This window comes from Pseudoalteromonas sp. MTN2-4, from assembly GCF_042848605.1.
Taxonomy (GTDB): Bacteria; Pseudomonadota; Gammaproteobacteria; order Enterobacterales; family Alteromonadaceae; genus Pseudoalteromonas.
Genome location: NZ_BTGK01000001.1, coordinates 325,358 through 348,685, shown reverse-complemented (window position 1 = coordinate 348,685; position 23,328 = coordinate 325,358). Strand labels below are relative to the sequence as shown.

Below are 23,328 nucleotides of genomic sequence, written 5' to 3'. Positions count from 1 at the left end.
AATAAATTAATTTAGTTAACAATTTATAGTTCGTAGCTCGTCCATAACCTTAGGTTATAGGGTGCTAGGTTTAATGATGTGAAGTTAAACTTTGAGATGTGTTAGCGTGAAAAAGTAAAAATGAAAAACAATTAATTAACTTTCAATTCAAATTTCGTTAGGAATTGTTATGACAAAGTCTAAACCATTGGCATTGCTTATCTTTTTGTTTGGGATATGTACTGCAATCTATGTGGGGCAGGGCGCAGGTGTGCACTGGGTAGAGCAACAATATAACTATGATATTCATAAATCAGATTCTGGGCAGCTCAGTTATTATTTTAAAGGAGAGCAACGGGTAATTTTGGATGTGGTGCCATATGACAGCTCCTCCCTCAGGCAAAGCAACTTAGATAAACTGCATGCAGCGCCCGAGTTGTCGCAACAATGGGTAAAAAAAGCAGAGCAAGTTTTATTACTCAAACCCGCTTTTCATTTTGGTGCTTGGTCGTTATTACCTGCAGTGATCACAATCGTTTTGTGTTTAATGACTCGTGAACCGTTAACAGCTTTATTAGCGGGGGTGATAGTTGGTGCAATGATGTTAGGGCAATATGATCTGACGGATAAGGTGTTAGTGCCTAATTTGGCAAGTGAGAGTGCAGCAGCAATTTTATTATTATACCTTTGGTTGCTCGGTGGTTTATTAGGGATTTGGTCTAAAACGGGGGCTGCTCTAGCATTTGCAAATTTTATGACTCAGCATTTTGTCAAAGGGCCGCGCAGCGCTAAATTAATTGCTTGGCTTATGGGGGTACTGTTTTTCCAAGGTGGCACGATGAGTACTGTACTGGTAGGAACAACCGTCAGGCCTCTTGCTGATAAGGCCAAGGTCAGCCATGAAGAAATGAGTTATATTGTTGATTCTACAGCTTCACCGATTGCATCAGTAATTACCTTTAATGCCTGGCCGGCCTATGTGCAGGCTTTAATATTTGTACCTGGCGTAAGCTTTTTGGCGACAGAGGCTGACCGAATTAGTTTTTTCTTCAGCAGTGTCCCTTTTAGTTTCTATGGTATCTTGGCTGTTTTAGGCACTTTATTATTGAGTTTAAATATCACCCACTTTTCAGGAAAGCGTATTCGTGCGGCGCATATTCGAGCAGCTAAAACAGGTCAATTGGATGCAGAAAATGCCAGGCCGCTCAGCGCAAAAGAATTGCAGGGGGCAGATAGCCCTGATTATTACACTGCAAATATTTGGGAGTTTTTGCTGCCTTTGGCAAGCATTATCGGTATCGCCATTGGTACATTTTATTTTTTAGGATCACCGAAAGTAAATTGGGCGTTTGCTATAGCCTTAGTGCTTGCTGCTTTTATGGCGATGGCACGAGGCATGGCACTAGAAGATATCATAGAAGGGTTTGGTAATGGACTAAAAGGGGTTGTTGTCGCCTCGGTCATTTTGATGTTGGCTATTACCATTGGCAGTATCAGTAAAGAGGTGGGTGGAGGTTTATACCTAACGCAATTGCTAGGTGAGCAAGTTCAATTTTGGATGTTACCGGGTTTTTTGATGGTGCTAACCATGTTGATTGCATTTTCAACAGGCACGAGTTGGGGGACCTATGCCATTGCTTTTCCATTGGCTATGCCATTGGCTTGGTCGATTGCCGAAATGCAGCACTTAGCTGACCCTTATATGTTTATGACTTTATGTTTTGCTGCGGTATTAAATGGCAGTGTATATGGCGATCAGTGTTCTCCTATTTCTGATACGACTATACTAAGTGCAATGACAACCGGCTGTGATTTGATGGACCATGTGAAAAGTCAGCTTGTACCTGCAACATTTGCTGCGATAGCTGCGATGTTGTTGTGGACCGGTTGTGCTTTAGTATTAGTTTAACTCAGGTACTTTTTATGCGACTTAGGCACATTGAGATCTTTCATGCCATCTATACAACCGGCTCTATCACCAATGCAGCGAACTTACTCCATGTATCCCAGCCCTCGGTAAGTAAAGTATTAGCGCATGCTGAGCTACAGCTGGGGTTTGACCTATTCCATCGGGTAAAGGGTCGATTGATCCCTACTGAAGAAGCGGAAAGCTTGTTTGGAGAAGTAGATAAAGTTTATCAACAAATACACTCGATTCGAAATAAAGCGAAAAACATTAAACGGGCCGAGTACGGTAATATTAATCTAGGTATCTCACCCGCATTAGGTTTTACAGTTTTGCCTGAGGCGCTGGGTCGCTTTACAGCACAATATCCAAATATTAGTTTTAATATTAGTACAATACATAACGATACTGTGTTTCAGTCATTGATAGAGCATACCAGCGATATCGCAGTGTTATTTTCACCAAAAGTATTTCCCGGTGTAACAACCCTAGAATTAGCAGAGTCTGAAATGGTGGTGGTTTACCCTAAGGCCTATTTTCCTGAAACCCCGAAAACATTAAATATTGAGCAACTGGCTGAGTATGACTTTATTGATATCAGTGAAAGTGGGCCTTTGGGTGATTTGTTATGGAGCCGAATAGTTGAAAATAGCGTTGAACTCAACTGCATGATCAAAGTACAAACATACTTCATTGCAACACGGCTTGTTGCTCAAGGTATGGGGCTTTGCGTGGTAGATAAGTATACTGCAAATGCAATGTTGACGACTGATACAGCTATGGCGTCATTTGATCCACCACTGACGTTCAAAGTTAATGCATTACATTTACAAAACCGTCAGTTAAGTAAAAGTTCTGAGCAGTTTATATCAGAACTAACTCTATCTTTATCAGGGGGTTAAGAAGCCTCATAACATTAGGTTATGGATGCTGAAATCCTTGTCACTTTATCTAATTGTGTTCTGCGATAAGCTCAGAATTAAGTTTCTTAAAGACGTTTAGCAAAGGACACAATTATGATTCTCTCTCCTCCTTATCTGTTATTTATTGGTGATGCAACTGACTTGTTGTCAATTAAAATGGCACGAGGTCTTGCTGATTGGCGACCTGAGCTATGCGTTGGCGAACATTGTCTTGATGGTTGTACAGTTTCTACAGGGCTAGCACATATAGAAATTGAGCAAGCGGTTAAACAAGGCGCTAAAACCCTCGTTTTAGGATTGGCAAATTCAGGTGGAATTATCAAAGAAGCTTGGTTGCCAGCAATTATGCAAGCACTTGATGCGGGTATGGATATTGTGAGTGGCATGCATGATAAGTTGTCTGATATTTCTTCAATTAAGCAAAGAGCAGACGAAAATGGCTGCCAATTACATGATATTCGTCATCCAACAGCTAAGTTCGTAACAGGCACAGGTGAAAAAAGATCAGGCAAACGTATTCTAACTGTTGGTACAGATTGCTCTGTAGGTAAGATGTATACCTCTTTAGCCCTAGAAAAGGCGATGAGCAAAGCAGGGCTCAATGTTGACTTTAGAGCCACAGGTCAATCAGGAATTCTAATCGCAGGGCAAGGGGTGGCGATAGATTGTGTGGTATCTGACTTTATAGCTGGTGCGACAGAGAGTTTATCGCCGAATAACGAGGCGGAACATTGGGATATCATTGAAGGTCAAGGATCACTTTCGCATCCCGCATTTGCTGGCGTGAGTTTAGGTTTACTGCATGGTTCTCAACCTGATTATCTTGTCGTATGTCATGCTTTAAATAGAGTATCCATGCGAGGTTTACCTCATTGCCCGCAACCAAGCATAGCAGATACAATTTCACTTAATATTCAGGCTGCAAAGCTAACTAATGAAAAGGTGCAGTTACTCGGTATTGCGGTGAATACTTCTGCGGTTGATACAGAAGAGGCAAAACAAATCTGTGACAAATTAGAAAGTGAATTTGGTGTCCCAGTTTTTGACCCATTGCGAGATGGTTGTGAACGTGTAGTACAAACTCTTGTTAGCGAGTCTGATCAATGATCGCGCTAGCAGTAGAGACACATCGCTTTGCCCTAAAACAGGTATTTAAAATTTCACGTTCATCGAAAACCTCTGCGGATGTTATTGTCGTGACGCTTAAAAGTGGTTCATACGTTGGTTTAGGAGAGGCGGTACCTTATGCAAGGTATGGTGAGTCACTTGACTCTGTAATGTCTCAAATAAATGCGATTAAAGCGTATCTTGATAGTGAGGGTATGCTCTCAAATGCAATTCAAAAGATGCCAGCAGGCGCTGCAAAAAATGCACTTGATTGCGCATATTGGGATTTGCGCGCAAAAATTGCAAATAAGCCTGTTAATGAGCTATTGGGTTTATCAAAACCTCAGTCATGTGTATCTGCGCAAACACTCAGTATCGACAGCCCAGAAAATATGGCTCAAGCAGCGGCAGATATGGGGCACCCTCCACTTATCAAAGTAAAATTAGATAGAGACAATATTGTCGATAAAATGCGAGCAATACATGAGGCCTGCCCTTTATCTAAATTTATTGTTGATGCTAACGAAGCTTGGACAATTGAAGATTTATGCGAGGTTGCGCCCACGCTTGCCGAGCTTAATGTGAGTTTAATTGAACAGCCTTTACCGGCAGATCAAGATGCTGATTTAGCAGCATATAATGGGCCTATTGCTATTTGCGCTGATGAGTCTTGTCATACTCGCAAAGGCTTACAACAACTAAAAAGATATTACGATGCCATTAACATAAAACTAGATAAAACAGGAGGCATTACAGAAGCCGTTGCATTAATGAGAGAAGCACAGCTTCTGGGTTTTACTATCATGGTTGGTTGTATGGTTGGGAGTTCGTTAGCCATGGCACCTGCTTTTTTACTATCTTCAGAAGCTACATTTGTTGATTTAGATGGCCCTTGGTTATTGTCTGAAGACAGGGCTAATGGCTTTGATTTTAAAGACGGGATTATGTCGCCTGCTGAGCCTTTATTGTGGGGAGAAGTCTAAATTTTATTTCTTGTAGCCTGAGTGCTTGTTAAGCAAAAACCAATATAAACGGCATGCTCGGCCGTTTATATTTTTGTTAAGGAGTATGGCAGGTTAAGTATTGAGAATATTTTTAAACGTGTTAATGACTTTTTTACAATCCTGCTTACTCACATCTTTATGCAATACAAAACGCATTTGCTCACCTGCACAAATTTTGATGCCTTTTTCTAACAGCTTATCAGTAAGCTCTATGGGTAAAAGCGGGCCTTGATATTCAATAAACAACATATTGGTGAATTGCTTTGTGACTGTTAGTTCATCGAGCTCATTTAGTTCTGAGGCTAAAAACTCGGCGTTTTGATGATCTTCAACCAGTCTTTCAATGTTGTTGTCTAACGCGAATATACCTGCAGCTGCTACAATACCTGCTTGGCGCATGCCACCGCCGAGCATTTTGCGCCACTTATGGGCTTCAAGAATAAAGTCTTTCGGGCCACATAAAATACTGCCAAGCGGCGTGCCTAAACCTTTCGATAAACAGATAGAAACCGAATCCATCGGCGACGTAATTGCTGATACAGGCACATTGTGATGCACCGATGCGTTGAATACCCGAGCACCATCAAGGTGTAAACCAAGTCCTGTGTTGTTACAAAACGCGCGCACATCATCGAGGTAAGACATAGGCAGTGCTTGCCCGCCAACCGTGTTTTCGATGGATAACAAACGAGTGCGTGCAAAGTGATGGTCGTTAGGTTTGATTTTCTTTTTCGCGATATCGAGTGGAATGGTGCCGTTTGCTGCAAACTCTATTGGCTGAGGTTGAATACTGCCCAATACCGCCGCGCCACCGCCTTCATATTTATAAGTATGGGCGTCTTGACCAACAATATATTCGTCACCGCGCTGACAATGGGCGAGTAGGGCAAGCAAGTTGCTTTGTGTGCCACTTGGGGCAAATAGCGCCGCTTCATGGCCGGTTAGCTCTGCGGCTTTTTGTTGCAGCGCATTCACGGTTGGATCATCACCAAACACGTCATCGCCAACAGGGGCATTGGCCATTGCATCACGCATGGCTTTACAAGGTTGGGTGACAGTATCACTGCGCAGGTCGATTATTCTTGTTGTCATTCTAGTTACTTATATTAGCGGTGGGTGATTTGAGTGTAACTGGAGGGTTTTGTAGATTCAATGGCAAAGCGACAAAGCCATCTTTGACTCTGTCGCAGTATAAAAATAAGCATAAGCTTGAGCTTTTTCGAGTGCTATTCCCACACGCCTTTTTCTGTCTTACCCTGAATTTCAACATTGTCTAATCTGAACTCTGGGGTTTTATTGGCTTTTAACTGGCTTTGATAGTCTTTGGTAATACTAACAATGGTTGGGGTTAGCAGCACAATGGCGTAAACGTTCACTAAGGTCATTAAACCAAGGGCGGCGTCGGCCATGCTCCATACCTCTTTGAGTGATGCAGTTGCTCCCCAAAACACCATAAATAAATATAAGGCCGTATAGGCTGCGCGACCTAGTTTATTGTCGAGTTTGAACAAGTGAAGGTTACTCTCTGCGTAGGCGTAGTTTGCAACCACGGAAGTGAAAGCAAATAGGGTGATGGCCGCGGCAACAAAATAATGACCGAATTCGCCAAAGTGACTGCTCATGGCGTTTTGTGTCATGCCAATGCCTTCCATTTCACCGCTGATGGTAATGTCAGACAGCAAAATGACGACGGCGGTACAGCTACATAAAACGATAGTATCAACAAATACCCCAAGCATTTGCACATAGCCTTGCGCAACGGGGTGGTTTGGCACAGGAGACGCACCTGCAGCTGCATGGGGCACGCTACCTGCGCCAGCTTCATTCGAATATAACCCGCGTTGAATACCATTTTTAATGGCTGCGCCGAGTGCGCCTGCGCCAGCTTCTGTTAAACCAAATGCTGAGGCGAACATATCAGCAAACATAGCTGGCAGGTGTTGTATATTCATTGCAGTAATTACCAGCGCCACGGCCACAAATGCGAGCCCCATAAATGGCACTATGAGCTCGGCAAAACGGGCAATACTGCGAAGTCCGCCTACCACAATGAAACCTGCGATAACGGCAATCACCGCCCCTGAATAAGTTGGGTCGATAGCAAAAGTATTGTTCAACGCATCGGCAATGGTGTTAGCTTGCATGGCGCTAAAGCTCACCCCGTAGCCTAAAAACAAACACAGTGCGAACAGTACCGCAAGCCAAGGTTTATTTAGGCCTTTACGAATATAGTAGGCAGGGCCGCCACGAAATTCATTGTTGCCGTCACGAATTTTATAAAGCTGACCGAGTACGCTTTCGGCGAACCCAGTCGCCATACCTAATATCGCAATTAACCACATCCAAAATACCGCGCCACTGCCCCCTAATGAGATGGCAATAGCAACGCCAGCCAAGTTTCCTGTGCCGACCCGAGCCGATAAACCGGTGCACAAAGCTTGAAACGAGCTGATGCCAGATTTATCGCCTTGGGTGCTGTCTTTCATCACTTTGAACATGTATCTAAAGTGGCGAAACTGCACAAACTTGAGCTTGAATGAAAACCAGAAGCCTGTAAATAACAGCAAATAAATGAGTATTTGGCCTTGGCCCCACAGTAGATTGTTAATGGTACTAATTGCGCTATTTATCATTGTTATATGCTCTCTTTTTTATACCAATTAAGACTATTAATTTAGCAGTGTTAGCGTTTTGACAGATGTATGCCTGCTAACATGCAGCGAACTGACCCACCAGCCAGTTCAATAGCCGAAACATCGAGTGGCACGAGTGTCACACTTTGCTTAAGCAGTGCTTTTTGCGATTGGCTGAGCGCTGAAAATGCGGTGCTCGACAATGCCAATAAACGTTTAGAACCTGCGTGTAACTCTAGTGCATTACCGCAAAATGCGCCTATTTGCGCTTTCGTTAAATGGATCACTTTTTTACCAGCAAATTCAAAACGTCGAATGATTTCATCGCGGCGTTTGGTATCTGTCATCATCTCAAACCCAGCTATAACAAAGTCGCTACCAATACACATCAAGACATTGGTATGGTAGACCGCTTTGCCGTGCTTATCTTGAGCGTCAAACACCATAGGTTCAAAATTAAAGTGCGAGCAAAAACGCTCTAACACATGAGAGTCGGTGCGGTTTGAGCGAGCGGCGTAAGCGACTCGTTCAATGTGATCTAAGACCATAGCCCCCGTACCTTCTAAAAACAGGTTGTCGTACTCAAGGCCTGAATAATCAATGACATCTTGTACGCGATAATGGGCTTTTAAAAATTCGATGACATCACTGCGACGCTCTTTGCGTCTATTTGGTGCGTACATAGGGTAAATGGCTATTTGCCCACCGAGATGGGTCGAAAACCAATTATTAGGGAATACCGAATCTGGAGTTTCGCTGCTTTCATCTTCAAAAATATGCACCTTAATACCATGAGCGCGTAATGTTTCAGCGGCTTTGGTAACTTGCTCATAGGCTAAATGACTTACCTCGGCAGGGTCGAACTCGCCACTTGACTGAAAGCTGTTATCACCTGCAGTTTGCTCGTTTGGGCTAAAATGATGCGGTCTTATCATCACCACCGCATTAGGTGCTTGGGGAAATAAACTCATAGTGGTCTCTTATTTTTTATTTTTATATAACTCAGCATCTATGCGCTTGGGGCGCTGTAAGTTTGCGTTAAGCCAAACAAGTTTCTTGGGTTTTCAGGGCTTGCTAATAACTCAATCTGCTGCGCCTCTTTATTCTGTTTTACCAGCTCAAAAATAAATCGCAATGCCGAATAATCTTCAAGCGCAAAACCAACACCGTCGAAAATGGTTAGTTGTGCGTCATGGGTACGACCTGATTTTTCACCTAAAATAACTTGGTACATCTCGGTCACTTTACTGTCGCTAGGTAGTTGCTGAATGTCGCCTTCAATACGCGTTTGTGGTTCGTACTCGACGAAAACGTCTGCGCGATTGAGTAGGGCAGCATCGAGTTCAGTTTTACCCCGACAGTCGCCGCCAATGGCATTGATGTGAATGCCTTCACCTACCATGTCACTGGTTAAAATGGTGGCATTGCGTTTATCCGCGGTGCAGGTAGTGATGATGTCAGCTCCTTTAATAACCTCTTCGGCTGAGAGGCATATTTCAATATTGAGGTCGTTTTCTTTGCTATAACTTTCTAAGTTACTTAAGCACTTTTCGCTCGCTTTAGGCTTTATGTCATAAAGGCGTACGTGGGTGACGCCTAATATGGCTTTGAATGCGAGTACCTGAAACTCAGATTGTGCACCACAGCCAATCATCGCCAGCGTTTTACTGTGTTTTGGCGCAAGATATTTGGCCATCATGGCCGATGTTGCAGCTGTTCTAAGTGCTGTAAGTATGGTCATTTCGCTGAGCATCAGCGGGTAACCACTGGCAACATTGCTTAGAACGCCAAATGCGGTAACGGTTTGTAGGCCGATTTTGGTGTTTTTTGGGTGACCGTTCACATATTTAAAGCTGAATTGCTGGTGGTCTGCAACGGGCATTAGCTCGATTACGCCCTCCGCAGAGTGCGCCGCAAAACGGGGTGACTTATCAAAATCAAGCCAACGTTTAAAATCTGCTTCAAGATACTCGACCATGCCAAGCATCAACCGCTCTACACCATATTGATTAATCAGCACCAACATATCTGAGACACTCACAAAAGTGATGTTTGAAGACTTGATATTTAATGACTCTAAGCCTGCTTTTTCAGCGTTAAAGTATGTTTTGAACGGGGTTTCTGTGTGCATTTTTACTACCTAATGAGCTGCTTACTTTTAACAAAATAACCTGAACTCAGATTAATAAATCTATTTCCAGCGGTTACTTTCAGCGCTAACTGCGTTAAATTCACTTGCAATAGGCCAGCTATTGACGCGTGAATCCGCCTTGCTATCCCTAAAAGTCTCCGGCTGGAGACATTAAAAAATGAATAAATTCAATAACGATATTTATGTAAATCTCTTAACCAAAGCTCAGGTTAAGCAAATAATAGAAATGAGTTGAGTTAAACTAAATGTCAAAATGTTATGCTTTTTGTATTAATTTTTGGCATTTTGCTGGTTCTTTATAAGCAAAATGATATTTCAACGGCTGAGTAAAGGGCTAATGTAATGGAGAGTAATTTTGGATAATCGAAAACCTTATCTATTTGATGCCATCGATAAAGAGCTGGTCTCCATTTTAAAAAGTGACGCCAGAGCGCCTGTGGCAAAACTTGCAAAAATACTCGGCGTATCGCGGGGCACAGTACAAAACCGCTTAGAGAGGCTGGTAAGTAGTGGCGCAATTTTAGGCTTCACCATTCGCGCCCATGAGCAAATCGAAACAGATGCCATTAAAGCGGTGATGATGATCGAAGTCGTAGGCAAATCGACGACTCAAGTTATTCAAAAGTTACGGGGTATCCCGCAGCTGTTAAAAATGCACACCACCAATGGCGCGTGGGATCTCATCGCTGAAATTCAGACTTCGAACCTACAAGAATTTGATTTAGTGCTTCGAGAAGTGAGAGCCATTGATGGGGTACTGAATTCTGAAACCAGTATTTTGCTAAGCTCTGTCTAATTTAAACCTTGTTTAATTTTAGCTCGGTTTAATTATAGAGTGAGCCTCGGTGAGAAAAAGTTAATAAAAGCGTTTATACGTGCCGAGACACTGAAGTTTTTATAATACACCGCATGGATTTCTTCTCTTGGATTAGGAGTTTGCAAAGCACTAGAGAGCACCTCAACTAAACGCCCTGATCTTAGGTCATCTTGCACCATAAAGTTTGAAAGCAGAGACAGATCATTACCTGCGAGGGTCAGCTTGGAAGCAAGTTGAAGCATTGTGGGATATTGTTTGCAAGAAAGTGGGTGACATTGTTAAACGAGAAAAACTGTTAGAGGATGAGTTCGCAAAATACAGCTCTCATCAAGTATTACTCGAAATGCTTAAAGCAATTTCTCATAGTCAAGAGATGCGAGATCCATACACCGCCGATCATCAAAAGCATGTGGCATATATCTGTTCAGAAATCGCAGCAAAACTCGATTTGCCCGAGAAACAAAAAATGGGTTTGTACATTGGCGCGTTAATTCATGATATCGGCAAATCAAATATTCCTACAATGATCTTAACCAAGCCTTTAAAATTAATGCCTGAAGAACTTGCGTTGTTAAGAGCCCATCCGGCCAGTGGACTTGAAATATTTAAAGAGTGTCGCTTCCTTGGTCAATTCAAGAAATGATTGGTCAGCATCATGAACGACTTGATGGCAGCGGTTATCCTCAAGGCCTAATTGAAAAATCAGATCTGCTTAGAAGCAAAAATTATTGCCGTAGCTGATACTTTTGATGCTATGGCAAATGATAGACCGTATCGCAAAGCTCGAGGAGCGCAAGCGGCTATTCAAGTGCTTAAAGAGGGGCGCGGTTCTGTATTCGACTCTTATGTGGTTGATGCCTTGATGGCGTGTTACGAACAAGACCCAACCTTTGCGGGTATTTACGACTAGGGCTGCCGGTTTTGTTGGTAGGTATAACCTTGAAAGAAGATTAGGTTACTAAAAAGAGACTAGTTGTTAAATTAAACAGCCAATCTAAAATTAGTCTAAAGCAATAACAGGTATAAAAAATGGCTTTAGACAAACACCCAATGTGGAAAGCGCCACAGCATCATATGGACAGTGACCATCAACATGATCATGTTCATTGGATTGAATTATTTTATGACTTAATCCATGTGGTCATTATATTCTTGCTCGGTAATTACTTGAGTGACCATTTAAACCCCATTGGTTTTACAATTTTTACTGGGGTATTTATTGCAATATGGTTTGCTTGGGCAGACTCCAGTGTTTTCAACTCTCTCTATGTTAGTACCGACATCAAACACCGTTTTATTATGAGCAGCCAAATTGTCACCGCTATGGTCATGGCGGCTTCTATTCCCCATATTCATGATAGAGGGTGGATGTACTTTGCTCTTGCCTTCTCAGCGAACCGCTTTATAACTGCCTATTTATATTATCGAACAGATAGGTTGGGGGTTGAAGAAACTGTATTGGCAAATAAAGTCAGTAAAAACTTTGCGGCTTTGGCGCTTATTTTTGCAGTTAGTGCGTTTATTCCTGCCCCTTACAATTACCTTTTATTTGCTTTTGGCATAATCAGTATTCAACTTTTGTACATGTTACCAAAAATAGGTGTTTTAGAATGCAGTCGCTTTTTACCTCGCCTCGGCCATATGTCAGAGCGATTCGCGTTACTTGTTTTAATTGTACTTGGTGAAGGCTTTTTTAAGTTGGTGATCACTTTATCTGAGAAAGGCATTTATAAAGTAAGTCCTGATGTTTTAGTTAACTTCATTTTTGGTGGGATCTCTGTATTTGTTTTGTGTTGGATATATTTTGATTTTGTAGGCAATGGTAAGCCTAAAAATACAAAAAAGTGGACGCTCGTAAGCTGGTGGTTGGCCCATTTACTGGTTATGTTAGCGGCTGTAATGATAGGTGTAGCCTTATCGGGAGAGGTTAAAGTCGGGTTTTGGGAACCTTACCCACTCAAGTATGCTACGATCGGGTGTATCGGCTTGGCTGTTTATTTGCTCAGCTTACTTTGGATACAAAAGAATATTGAGTATCGAGTCGCACATCGATTTGCGACAGCTAAAATTCGATTTCTAGGCGTGTTTTTAGCAATGATCACCTTGGTTGTTGTGCCATTTGTGCCTTCTTCAATTGGTAATTTGTTATGGGGCAGTGCATTGTTTTCACAAATTGCCATCCCAGTTACAAGAGCTTATTTCACTTTTCAAAAAGAAGAGGCGTCTGAGGCCAAATAATAAAAATGACAAAGGCTGTTAATTTCGTTAGGGTTTTTAGCTGAAACTTTATAAAAATAAGAATATTAGTTTGCAGATCAGAAGACTTAACACTATACGCGCGCTTGCGGCCATCATTGTTCTAATTACTCACTTTAGTGATAAAACCGACTGGTTGGGTGGCATTTTAGGAGGGCGAGCAGGGCAGTATGGCGTAATGCTGTTCTTTATGCTCAGTGGGTTTTTAATGGCGTATTTGTATGCCGACAAACCATTTAATACGGTCAAGATTAAAGCTTATTTAATAGCGCGCATTGCCCGGGTTTCACCTTTGTATTTGTTAGTGGCGCTGGTGTCATTTGGCACGCTACAGCTAGGGTTTAAAAGCTTATATGACATTCCTGATAGCAGTGCTTTGCTCTCACATTTGTTGTTTTTAAAAGGCGACAGTGTACTTTGGACTATTGCCCCTGAGATTCATTTTTATCTGCTTTTTGTACTGCTTTGGGGCATTGCGCGTTGGCGTTTTGGCTATGTGCATTTACTGGTTTTCACTTGTTTAATCGGACTATTTTTATCTAACTTTCCAAGGCCAATTGGGCAATTATTTGAGCTTGCTTATGATCTGCATATTTTTAGAAGTCTGCCGTACTTTTTAGTGGGAGTGCTATTTGGCTTACATTACGGCAAAGCCCATATTCCTGATTATTTAAAAAGCCATGGCTTTATTTTAATGCTCGGCGGCATTGTATTGCTATATCCAGGACTCAGCCCTGTACGATTTAATAGCGTGTATCGTATGTGGCTTAGTTATGAAGTGTTGCTGATGATGTCGGCTATTTTCTTTGCGCTGGTGTATTTAGTGCCCGATAAAAATGTGATTTTAGAAAACAAACTCGGCGACTTTCTTGGCAAGATTTCGTTCTCTTTATACTTGCTGCATATGCCAATATTGACGCAAGTAGTTAAGTTAGAAGTATCTGTATTAATGCAATTATGGATATTTATTGGTTTATCTGTGTTGGCGGCGACGCTCAGCTATCAGTTGTTTGAAAGGCCTGTTGCCAAACTAATTAGGCGCAGAGTACAACCCTAATTATCGTTAGCACCGACTTTATGTCGGATTACTTATACCAATCCTCTTAATTAAGCGATCTATTTTGAGGCAAGGAAAATTGTCGATAGCAAGGCGAAAATCTTGCTATTTAGTTGTTCTAAATAAGAAATTTACAACGAAGCTAGCGTCAGTTTTAGTCACTCAAAATGATTGAGTATTATTGAGGGTCGGTATTTAATGCTCAAAAAACAAAACGGGGCACATGGCCCCGTTATAGACTTAGCTTAATTGCGAATTAGAATGTTGCGCGGTAGCGTACACCAAACTCACTTGCATCATTGCTCTTAATCACAAGTAGGTAATCACCTGTGTTTAAGCGCGCATCATCATAACGCTCATCAAAGATGTTACGACCGTATAGTGATACGTCCCAGTTTGCGTTTTCAGGCGCGTAAGAGATATCGAAGTTTACTGTTGTACGGCTATCAACTTGCGTCATGCGCAGAGGATCTGAACTTGGCTCACCGTACATGCTGTCACGGAAAGATACGTCAAAGCGGCTTGTTACTGTCGCGTTGTTTTCAAGTTCAAACGTGTATGACGGGCTAAGTGAAGCTGTCCACTCTGGTGTAAGTGGTGCAACTGGCTTCACGCCATTTTGCTCTTCAACGTCTACGTCCATAAAGCCAAAGCTTGAGTGAAGCGTGAAGTTGTCAGTTACGTAATACGTGCTTTCAAATTCAACACCGCGAGACGTTTGCTCAACTATCAGGTTGTTGGTATCAAAACCTGTCTCTGTTGACGTGTTTACTTGGTAAGGTAGGTCGTCATACTCGGTGTTGAAGAATGCCACACTCATGCTGAAATCATCTGTTAACTGGCCTTTGAAACCTGTTTCGTAGTTGATAGCACTGATGTTATCACTCGCCATAAATGCGTTGTTTGCACGAACAATTGCAGCAGCTTCAGGGTTATCAAAACCACCTGCACCGAAGAATTGACCGATTAAGAAGTATGGACGCGCAGGGTACTGACCTGATTGGTAACCAGTTTGTACTGTACCGTACCAGTTTAGACCGTTTTCGAATGTGTAGTTTGCAGCGACTTCATAAGACACTTCGTCCCATTCACGGCTCGAGTGAATTGTACCTACTGGGTCAAATACGTTTGTTGAAGCTGACTTTTCATCTTCTGTGTAACGCACACCGCCAGATAGACGTAAGTCGTCAGTTGCATCGTAACCCACGTTTACGAATACAGCGCGGCTTGTCGTTTCTTGGTCGAGCTCAAGTTTTGTTGGGCCGCCATTGAACTGTGCTTCAGTGTCGCTTTGACGGTTGCTACCTTCTTCATTAAACCAGTAAACACCCGTTACGAAGTCTGCAGAGCCTAGGTAACCTGTTAGTTGTAGTTCAACAGAGGTTTGATCAGCTGTACCACGCTCTGGGTAGTGGTCTAGTTTTACTGCTGTGCCATCGTCATCAAGACCCGCTTTGTATTCTGATGAACGCTTAGAGAAGATGAACTTAGTACCTAGGTCAGCGTTGATGTCGTATTCAGCCGTTAAAGAAATGCCGTTTGCTTTGTTTGAAACGGTAGCAGTTTCGATTGTGCTGGTTGCATTGTCATATGGATCAGCTGCAACGTCTGCGTTTGTTAAACCGCTTTGCGCTAAACGACCGTTTGGTAGTTCGTCAATTAATGTTGTGAATGGACGTGTACCGCCTTCACCATCGTTTGCATCAGCTGTGAATACGAAACGTAAGTCTTCGCTTGCATTGTATTTTACAGATAGACGACCATGGAATTCTTGGTTTTCACCGACATCGTATTCAGCATTTGGTAAGTTGATGAACTCACCTAAACCACCGCGACGGTTAAAGCCCATGTTGAAGTTAAACGCTAAGTCTTCAGTCACAGCTTGGTTAGTGAAAATGCTGCCTTTTAAGCGACCACGAGTACCCACTTCAGCACTTACTTTAGTAACTGCAGCTTGATCTGGCTGTTTAGTGATGATGTTGATTGCACCACCGATTGAGTTACGACCGTAAAGAGTGCCCTGAGGACCACGTAATACTTCGATACGCTCGATGTTTGCTAGGTTCCAGTTTTGACCTACTTGGCGACCTAAGTACACCCCGTCAACGTAAACACTCACGCCTGGATCTGTAGTGATAAGGTGATCTTGCAGACCAATACCACGGATGAACGGGTTCGCAGATGAGTTGTGGCCTGCTGAGAAGCCTGTGATATTTAAGTTAGGAACAAACTTGCCTACATCAGTGATGTCAGAAATACCTTGTGAATCAAGGTCATCACCTGAGAATGCACTCATCGCAATTGGCACTTCATAAATAACTTGCGAACGTTTTGTTGCTGTTACTGTAATTGCTTCGATTTTTTTGTCTTCAGCTTTAGCTTCGTCAGCCATTACCGAAGTTGATGAGAAGCTGCTCAGTGCAAAGGCCATCGCCGCAGCGATAGGAGATAAATTGCGTACAGGGGTGCTCATATTTATTCCTCAAGAAACTGTGTTTTAAATCTCGTGTGTTGGTTTCTTGCGAGGTGACTCGCCAACCTAGTGGAATAGCAGAGAAATGAGATTTTAATTTATAAAACACACGCGCACAAAAACGCCATCACCTTAAAGGGGCGATCGCTTCCATGACAAGTGGTTTTTATAAAATGAAGGTCAGCATCATACTGCTATTCGGTTGGGCGGGCATTATAGGGGAAAGTGTAATAATTCTGCAATAATAAATTAGATTTTAATCTCAAAAGTGGGTGTTTGGTTAAATAATTAAGCTGATTTTGTCGCTAAATTAGAAATTTATGTACCTTTTATTAATATGAGTTAATGGTTTTATAAAAGTCGCAAAAGCTCGCATTAACAAACACTTTATGAATTAATAGGTTTTGTGAAAACAAAAAAAACACTTAAAACAACAAGGGCTCCTCATGAAACTCACCTCAATTGTGCTGAGCATATTCGCTGTCACAGCGAGCATGTCAGCTTTAGCGGAAGACTTAATTATTCATGCCGATGCGGCACTCGATGTTAAAACTGGCAAGCTTATAAAGCCTGTTACGCTTGTGGTTGATGACAATAAAATCTCTGAAATTAAACGCGGTCATTCAAAAGTATCGGGTGATTATAAAGTCATTGAATTACCGGGACATACGTTATTACCGGGGTTATTCGATATGCACGTGCATTTAACCAGTGATGCTCAAGTTCATGGTTATAAACGCTTACAACGCACTTCGCAACGTGCTGCAATTACGGGGGTTCGTAATGCAAAACGTACTTTAGAGGCTGGCTTTACTTCTGTGCGTAACTTAGGTGCTGTGGGTTATTCAGATATTGCGTTAAAACAAGCAATTTATGATGGTGATGTGCCAGGACCTCGTATTTTTGCCTCAGGCCCGTCACTGGGGGTAACAGGTGGTCATTGTGATAACAACCTATTGACCCATGAACATGCTGTAACAGCTAAAGGGGTTGCTGATGGTCCTTGGGCGGTGCGTGCTAAAGTACGTGAAAACATTAAATTTGGTGCCGATGTAATTAAGTATTGTGCGACCGGTGGGGTACTTTCAAAAGGCACTAAAGTGGGTGCTCAGCAATATACTCAAGAAGAGATGGATGCCATTGTTTCAGAGGCACATTTACGTGGTTTAACCGTTGCCGCTCATGCCCATGGTACTGAAGGTATAAAATCAGCAATCAAAGCGGGCGTAGACTCGGTAGAGCACGTGAGCTTTTTAGATGATGAAGCCATCAAGCTTGCAAACAAGCATGGCACTTATTTCTCAATGGATATTTACAACACCGAGTATATTTTAGGCGAAGGCGAAAAAGCTGGCATTTTAGAAGAAAGCCTTAACAAAGAGCGTGTTGTAGGTGCAAGACAGAGAGCAAGTTTTGGCAAAGCTGTTAAAGCGGGCGTAAAAATGGTGTTTGGCTCAGATGCGGGCGTTTACCCTCATGGCGACAACGGCAAACAGTTCAGTCGTATGGTGAAGTTTGGTATGACCGAGCTTCAAGCCATACAAGCGGCGACCATCACACCAGCAACTTTATTAAAACAAGAGCAAAAACTAGGTTCTTTAGACGTTGGTAAGTACGCGGACTTTATCGCGGTTAAGGGTAATCCTTTAGAGAATATCTCTGTTATGGAGCAAGTCAGCTTGGTAGTGAAAGATGGCGAAATAGAAGTCGATAACCGCTAAATCATTCATTGAGCGCTTCATTCTTTTTAATAAACTGAAGCGCTTATTATTTTATTAAAAACTTTACTGATCTCAACCCTTTGCTTGCGAAGAATTTGCTTTGTTTTTATTTGGGCTTGTCCCTGTTTCTATATGTACTTATCTGTATTCAATACATTTTCATTACATTAAATTTTTTAGATATTGACAAGTTGGTTTAAAAATTGATCGAATAAAAATATTTTATAAATGATCATTGCAATGATAATTGTTTTTATTTAGCCTGTGCGCGATTTGAAACTAGAGCACATATTCCAACATGAAAAAATTTAGCTTATCTCTCATCGCAGCCGCTTGTGCGGTCTCACCTTTCACTTATGCGCAAGCAAAAGCAGATGTAAATAACAGCTCGGCAACCGATAGCTCTGACATTGAAGTGATCAGCGTTTATGGTCGTCAAAACCAAGTTGTTATGAACTCGGGTTTAGCCACTAAGTCAGATATGTCACTGATGGAAACACCTGCGGCGGTTGTGATTGTCGACAGTGAACTCATCAACGCACAAGGCGTTTCAAATCTGCAAGATCTTGTGCGTAATATCAGTGGTGTGACGCAAGCCGGTAACAACTATGGCATCGGTGATAACCTAGTGGTGCGTGGCTTAGGTGCTAACTATACCTACGATGGCATGTATGGCGGTGCAGGTTTAGGCAATACCTTTAACCCAACACGATCTTTGACCAACGTTGAGTCAATCGAAGTACTAAAAGGCCCTGCAACAGGCTTGTATGGTATGGGCAGTGCCGGTGGTGTTATCAACCTTATTGAGAAAAAGCCTGAATTTGAAGAACAGCATGGGTTAACCGCTGAGCTTGGTCAGTGGAATAGTTACTCTGTAGAAATGGACTCAACTGCTGGCATTACTGACGATCTAGCTTACCGTGTGCTTGTTAAAACGGAGCGCAGTGATGGCTATCGTGATTTAAGCAATGACAGAGATGAAGCGTATGTCAGTTTCAAGTATGTGCTCAGTGATGCGCAAGACATCATGCTTTCAACGGCTTATATCAAAGATGCCATAGCGGTTGACTCAATTGGTCACCCAATTCGAATTTATAATGCGGAATCTGTTAATGGCAAAACTGCAGGTGAAGCTAGCTGGCAAGATTTAATTAATGATCCTGCTGGCAAAGGTGTGCAGTTATCGGATGCTCAACGTCAACAGCTTGCAAACTCTTTGGCAGCCAATGATGGTTTAACGCCTTATACATTTGGCCATAACGGTATTATTTCGCCAATGGCAAAAAACAATGAAGGCGAAGAGTTACGTGTAAAACTGACGCACAATATTACTTTCACTAATGACTTGACCTTAAACCACCAACTACAATTCCGTAACTATGATTCTGGCTTTGTTCGTCAAACAGGCGCATACAACTATGTATACTGGAATAAAAGTGGCACTATCAATGCTGATCCACGTGCGCCTTTAGTGGTGGATGATGTACTTTATCCTTATGCTGCCCGTCGTCAAGAGTACCGTAAGGTTGGCGCTGAAGAGCAATCTTGGCAATACTTTGCAGATCTACGCTATGACTTTACTCTGGGCAATGTTGATAACGAGTTCTTAGTTAACGCAAACTACGAAGATCGTGATATCCGCTTTAAGCAGTTTTCGATTTATGATGTTGATAAAGTGTTCAAAGACAAAGACGGGAATGTGACTTACAGGGGTCAGTTGCCTTATATTTTGGATATTCGAAATCCAACATGGGCATCAGGCAGTTTTGAAGATTATGACCCTCTAAAGACCAGTAATTATAGTAAAACAGTGAATGCTTGGGGCTTAGGCGCTCAACATGTTGCCTACTTTGAAAATGGCATTACAACTCGAGTGGGTGTGGCGTATAACCGTATTAAGCAAAGTTATGAGCACTTTGGTGTAGATGCAAGATACCGTGCAAGTGCTGCAGAGCCAACGCCAGAGCAAGATACCTCAGATAATGGCTTGACGTTTAATTTAGGCGCGAGCTATAAGTTTACTGATGATGTATCTATGTTTGTTAACCATGCCAAAGGCCGCACGGCATATAGCGTATTAGGGACCATCTATGGTAATGAAGATGACCGTGAAGATTCAGAGTCAATCTCAAACGATATCGGATTACGTGTTAAAGCATTTGATGATCAGCTTGTAGCATCTTTTATTGTTTTTGATAGCAGTCGAACAAATTTAGAATACGGAAATCCTAATTATAATGAAGATGCCCCAGATCCAAATGTACCAGAAAAACTTTTTAACGGAAAAGAGCAAACGAAAGGCGTTGAGCTAGACTTAAATGCAGTGCTAACTGATGAGTGGAAGCTTAATTTTAATGCGGTTTATCAAGATGCCCGTGATAAGAAAGATCCCAATAAAGTAACATTTGATACACGTCAAAAAGGGGTGCCTTATGTGACGGTAGGTAGTTGGGTAACTTACTCGAAAGCGCTGTTTGGTCTTGCTGAGCCAATTAATTTCAGTTTAGGCCATAAATATGTTGATAACCGCAGTACGAACTCTAGTGCATTCGGCATTCCTGACGGATATGTGCCAAGCTACAGCGTATTTGATGCTGGTGTGAGTTACAGCAACGACAACTGGAAAGTCCAAGCGAATATCTACAATTTATTCGACAAAGTGTATTACAACAAAGCCATGTTCTTAGGCGGTATGCCAGGGGACGAGCGCAATGTGAAATTAAAAGTAACGTATGCTTTCTAATTCACAAAATTGAGTACGATTAAGAGCGCTGCGGCGCTCTTTTTTGTTTTTGATTAAACCTTGAGCAAACAGTCATTTTTGGATTCAAGTGATTGAAAATAATGCATTTTTAGAGGTGAAGGTTACAGGGGTTTTACGCTTGATGATCGATTACGTAAAAGAAGATTTCAAGCTTATGATTTTCATTACTTTAAATTGTATAACCTTGGCTTCTCACCTTCTTTTTTAGCTATGCTAAATAGCACAAATTTTCTTATCATTTACATTGTTTACGAGTTTAAACAGCCTTTAAATTCTTCGCTTACATCACTAGCAGTTTTGCAAATTTCCCTAATTTGAATACGTAAAAAGAGTAGGCTAGGCTTGCGCGAATTTTATTACTCTCACCTCGGAAATTCGCTTTTATGTCTCTTTTTTCACCTCGTTTGTCCGCTTGTGCGATGGCACTTTTTAGCGCCTCTATGATGTCGTCATTTTTCGTATCAACTTCTGTTGAGGCAGCATGCAATACAGCTAATACTGAGCTTGAAAAGTTAGAGCAACAAATTACTATGCTAGAGCAGCAAGTAAAACAGATCAAAGCGAATAACAGCAAAGAGGTGGTGGTAAATGCTGCCCCAGATATTCATGTCGGTGGTGCTATTCGTTTTAACTACAACATGGTGTCGTATGATGATGATAACGAAAAGCGTGGCGGCGACATCGACTTTGATTTAGTGCGCTTGAACTTTTCAGGTGACATTGCCGACATCGGTGTAAACGCAGAGATCCGCTTCTTAGATTATATGCGTGTGGTTAAATTTGCATATCTAGATTACGACTTCAGTGATGACTGGCATGGGCAACTGGGCTTGGCGCCAGTGCCATTTGGCAATGCACCACATAGTGGCTTTCATAGTTATTTTATGAGTCCTAATTACTTCATTGGCTTGCAAGAAGATTATGACTTAGGGCTAGTACTCAAACATAAGGCAACCGAAAACAGCGTATTAGACATCGCATTTTTCAAAAACGACGAACATGGTGGCGTTGATGGCGGTGCTGAAGAGCGTAAAGATCGCTATTCAGTCGATGCATTAGGGATCAGACTAAGTGGTGAAAACATTCACGATGCGCCAACAACGACTCTAGCTGAATATAACACGCTAGTGGGTCGTTATACTTATCAACTTGAACATCAGTTTGGCACAACCCATGTTGGTTTTTCAGCGCTCGATGGTGGTTTGCATGATGGCGTGAGTCGTATAGGCGACCATGAAGCTTGGGCGCTGCATGCTTCAACGCATATCGGCCAATGGCGCTTACATTTACAGCATACTCAGTATCAATATCACATAGATAATGTGACTCAAATCGTTGTAGGTGCTAACTCTATGTATGACACCATCGCCAGTGAGGCGACCAGCACTTACCTTGCTGTGTCTTATGATTTATCGGTAGATATTGGCCCTATTTCTCAACTGAGTTTCTATAACGATTTTGGCAGCGTTTATAACAAATCAGATGATACTGCCAATACGTGGATGAATATTACGGGTATGTCGATTTCAGCTGGCGCGTTGTTTACGTATGTTGATTTGGTGCATGCGAAAAACCAACCTTTTGTTGGCGGCTCGATTGCTGGCAACAGTGATGATTTTGAGATAAGGCTGAATATTAACGTGGGTTATTATTTCTAAAAACGTCTAGAGAAACGAAAGAAATCTAAGAGATTTATCGCTCTTAAAAGGTTTATAAGAGCGATAAATAACACGCCTAATTTGAGAAACTTAAGCAAAAACCTAATCAATCAAATCAAGTGTGAGTAACAAGCGCTTTTTACCTTCGGCTAATTTTGGCGAGCGGTGAACTAAGCCTTTACCTTCATTACCTGCCCAACCTTCACCTTTTAACAAGGCTACATCGCCAGCTTCAAGTGTCTGAATGGCGTTTTGCACGGTCATAATACCTGACTGCTCGTCATCTAGACCTTTGCTGCCCGCACCAAGCTTTGAACGGTCAACATGCTCGTTAACGAGCCACTCTGTCGCCACGCCTTCAAAGGTGGTGACTAAGCGACAAGGGATTTTGTCGACATGAAATTTAGGGCACATTGCCTTGTCTAAAACCGATAAACGCACACCTGCACGTCTGGCTTCAAATAACGTACAAAACATATCGACAAGTACAGCGATGTGATCACATAAAGCTGGGCTTGCTTTCAAGGCTCTATGGCAGCTGCTTAATTGCTCAAATGCATGTTCAGGTTCAGCGGCAATCACTTCTTGAAGGCTTGGCGCGTTCTCAATGATGTTTTGCGACTCTTTTAAAATGTCAGAAGATAAAGTGTGTTGCCAAATCGCAATATTGACGTGTTCGTTATAGATGTCAGTGAGTATTTGAAACTCGTCAGACACAGAGACGCTTGATGCTACTTCAAGCTGCTCGGCGGTATTTGAGTAAGCCATGTTTATTTACAATTTAAGTGACGGTAATTCTGATTGTAATGTTATAGAGTATCAATTTCTAGTTGCGATTTGTTAAACCCATTACATAAATGCTTATATGAATCTAAAAA

General features: G+C 42.1%; 20 protein-coding genes. 13 read left to right on the top strand and 7 right to left on the bottom strand.

The window, feature by feature from the left end; all coding sequences use genetic code 11:
* The first annotated feature begins 169 nt into the window (after positions 1-169).
* The 4 genes from ACGHEH_RS01600 to dgcA all read left to right on the top strand — a co-directional run bounded on the left by ACGHEH_RS01600 (position 170) and on the right by dgcA (position 4,898).
* A complete protein-coding gene (locus tag ACGHEH_RS01600) occupies positions 170-1,888 on the top strand; it encodes a Na+/H+ antiporter NhaC family protein (RefSeq protein WP_390441235.1) in 1,719 nt (572 codons plus the stop codon).
* A 14-nt stretch (positions 1,889-1,902) separates the two neighbouring features.
* Positions 1,903-2,787, top strand: coding sequence for a LysR family transcriptional regulator (locus ACGHEH_RS01595; RefSeq protein WP_390441232.1), 885 nt, complete (start codon positions 1,903-1,905; stop codon positions 2,785-2,787).
* 114 nt (positions 2,788-2,901) lie between these two features.
* Positions 2,902-3,915 (top strand): N-acetyltransferase DgcN, encoded by a 1,014-nt coding sequence (dgcN, locus tag ACGHEH_RS01590; RefSeq protein WP_390441230.1) that lies wholly within the window; start codon positions 2,902-2,904, stop codon positions 3,913-3,915.
* Positions 3,912-4,898, top strand: a complete 987-nt coding sequence (dgcA, locus tag ACGHEH_RS01585) for an N-acetyl-D-Glu racemase DgcA (protein ID WP_390441228.1) — start codon at positions 3,912-3,914, stop codon at positions 4,896-4,898. The genes dgcN and dgcA overlap by 4 nt, the downstream gene beginning before the upstream one ends.
* A gap of 93 nt (positions 4,899-4,991) precedes the next feature.
* Here the strand turns inward: dgcA and ltaE are convergent, their stop codons facing one another.
* The 4 genes from ltaE to ACGHEH_RS01565 form a co-directional block, all read right to left on the bottom strand.
* Entirely contained in the window at positions 4,992-5,999 is a 1,008-nt protein-coding gene (gene ltaE, locus ACGHEH_RS01580) for a low-specificity L-threonine aldolase (protein WP_390442381.1), read from the bottom strand.
* Positions 6,000-6,145: 146 nt separating this feature from the next.
* Positions 6,146-7,552: an alanine/glycine:cation symporter family protein gene (locus ACGHEH_RS01575; RefSeq protein WP_390441226.1), complete on the bottom strand. Its 1,407-nt coding sequence runs from the start codon at positions 7,550-7,552 to the stop codon at positions 6,146-6,148.
* A gap of 50 nt (positions 7,553-7,602) precedes the next feature.
* The gene (gene ctlX / locus ACGHEH_RS01570) at positions 7,603-8,523 is read right to left on the bottom strand and encodes a citrulline utilization hydrolase CtlX (protein ID WP_390441223.1); all 921 of its coding nucleotides are present in this window, start codon (positions 8,521-8,523) and stop codon (positions 7,603-7,605) included.
* Between the two features lie 38 nt (positions 8,524-8,561).
* Complete coding sequence (locus tag ACGHEH_RS01565; RefSeq protein WP_390441221.1) at positions 8,562-9,683, bottom strand: ornithine cyclodeaminase; 1,122 nt, start codon at positions 9,681-9,683, stop codon at positions 8,562-8,564.
* Positions 9,684-10,059: 376 nt separating this feature from the next.
* On the opposite strand from ACGHEH_RS01565, the gene ACGHEH_RS01560 reads away from it, so the two are divergent.
* The gene (locus ACGHEH_RS01560) at positions 10,060-10,500 is read left to right on the top strand and encodes an Lrp/AsnC family transcriptional regulator (protein WP_390441219.1); all 441 of its coding nucleotides are present in this window, start codon (positions 10,060-10,062) and stop codon (positions 10,498-10,500) included.
* 32 nt (positions 10,501-10,532) lie between these two features.
* Here ACGHEH_RS01560 and ACGHEH_RS01555 read toward each other — a convergent pair whose 3' ends face one another.
* Complete coding sequence (locus ACGHEH_RS01555) at positions 10,533-10,700, bottom strand: hypothetical protein (RefSeq protein WP_390441217.1); 168 nt, start codon at positions 10,698-10,700, stop codon at positions 10,533-10,535.
* Between the two features lie 5 nt (positions 10,701-10,705).
* Between ACGHEH_RS01555 and ACGHEH_RS01550 the strand changes: the two genes are divergently transcribed.
* The 5 genes from ACGHEH_RS01550 (at position 10,706) to ACGHEH_RS01530 (ending at position 13,834) form a co-directional block, all read left to right on the top strand.
* Positions 10,706-11,164, top strand: coding sequence for an HD-GYP domain-containing protein (locus ACGHEH_RS01550; RefSeq protein ID WP_390441214.1), 459 nt, complete (start codon positions 10,706-10,708; stop codon positions 11,162-11,164).
* The gene (locus ACGHEH_RS01545; RefSeq protein ID WP_390441211.1) at positions 11,161-11,262 is read left to right on the top strand and encodes a hypothetical protein; all 102 of its coding nucleotides are present in this window, start codon (positions 11,161-11,163) and stop codon (positions 11,260-11,262) included. The genes ACGHEH_RS01550 and ACGHEH_RS01545 overlap by 4 nt, the downstream gene beginning before the upstream one ends.
* Positions 11,216-11,431, top strand: coding sequence for an HD-GYP domain-containing protein (locus ACGHEH_RS01540; RefSeq protein ID WP_390441209.1), 216 nt, complete (start codon positions 11,216-11,218; stop codon positions 11,429-11,431). Before ACGHEH_RS01545 ends, ACGHEH_RS01540 begins: the two co-directional genes overlap by 47 nt.
* 119 nt (positions 11,432-11,550) lie before the next feature.
* Entirely contained in the window at positions 11,551-12,759 is a 1,209-nt protein-coding gene (locus ACGHEH_RS01535) for a low temperature requirement protein A (RefSeq protein WP_390441207.1), read from the top strand.
* A gap of 70 nt (positions 12,760-12,829) precedes the next feature.
* The gene (locus tag ACGHEH_RS01530) at positions 12,830-13,834 is read left to right on the top strand and encodes an acyltransferase family protein (protein ID WP_390441205.1); all 1,005 of its coding nucleotides are present in this window, start codon (positions 12,830-12,832) and stop codon (positions 13,832-13,834) included.
* Positions 13,835-14,090: 256 nt separating this feature from the next.
* Here ACGHEH_RS01530 and ACGHEH_RS01525 read toward each other — a convergent pair whose 3' ends face one another.
* Positions 14,091-16,307 carry a TonB-dependent receptor gene (locus tag ACGHEH_RS01525; RefSeq protein WP_390441202.1) on the bottom strand — a complete coding sequence of 739 codons (2,217 nt, stop codon included), beginning with the start codon at positions 16,305-16,307 and terminating at the stop codon, positions 14,091-14,093.
* 494 nt (positions 16,308-16,801) lie between these two features.
* Between ACGHEH_RS01525 and ACGHEH_RS01520 the strand changes: the two genes are divergently transcribed.
* The 3 genes from ACGHEH_RS01520 to ACGHEH_RS01510 all read left to right on the top strand — a co-directional run bounded on the left by ACGHEH_RS01520 (position 16,802) and on the right by ACGHEH_RS01510 (position 22,450).
* Positions 16,802-18,028, top strand: coding sequence for an amidohydrolase family protein (locus ACGHEH_RS01520; protein ID WP_390442378.1), 1,227 nt, complete (start codon positions 16,802-16,804; stop codon positions 18,026-18,028).
* A gap of 298 nt (positions 18,029-18,326) precedes the next feature.
* Entirely contained in the window at positions 18,327-20,771 is a 2,445-nt protein-coding gene (locus ACGHEH_RS01515) for a TonB-dependent receptor (protein ID WP_390441200.1), read from the top strand.
* A 404-nt stretch (positions 20,772-21,175) separates the two neighbouring features.
* Complete coding sequence (locus tag ACGHEH_RS01510; protein ID WP_390441197.1) at positions 21,176-22,450, top strand: carbohydrate porin; 1,275 nt, start codon at positions 21,176-21,178, stop codon at positions 22,448-22,450.
* A gap of 102 nt (positions 22,451-22,552) precedes the next feature.
* On the opposite strand, the gene ACGHEH_RS01505 is transcribed toward ACGHEH_RS01510, so the two are convergent.
* Entirely contained in the window at positions 22,553-23,218 is a 666-nt protein-coding gene (locus tag ACGHEH_RS01505; RefSeq protein ID WP_390441195.1) for a DUF1826 domain-containing protein, read from the bottom strand.
* Positions 23,219-23,328: the final 110 nt, after the last annotated feature.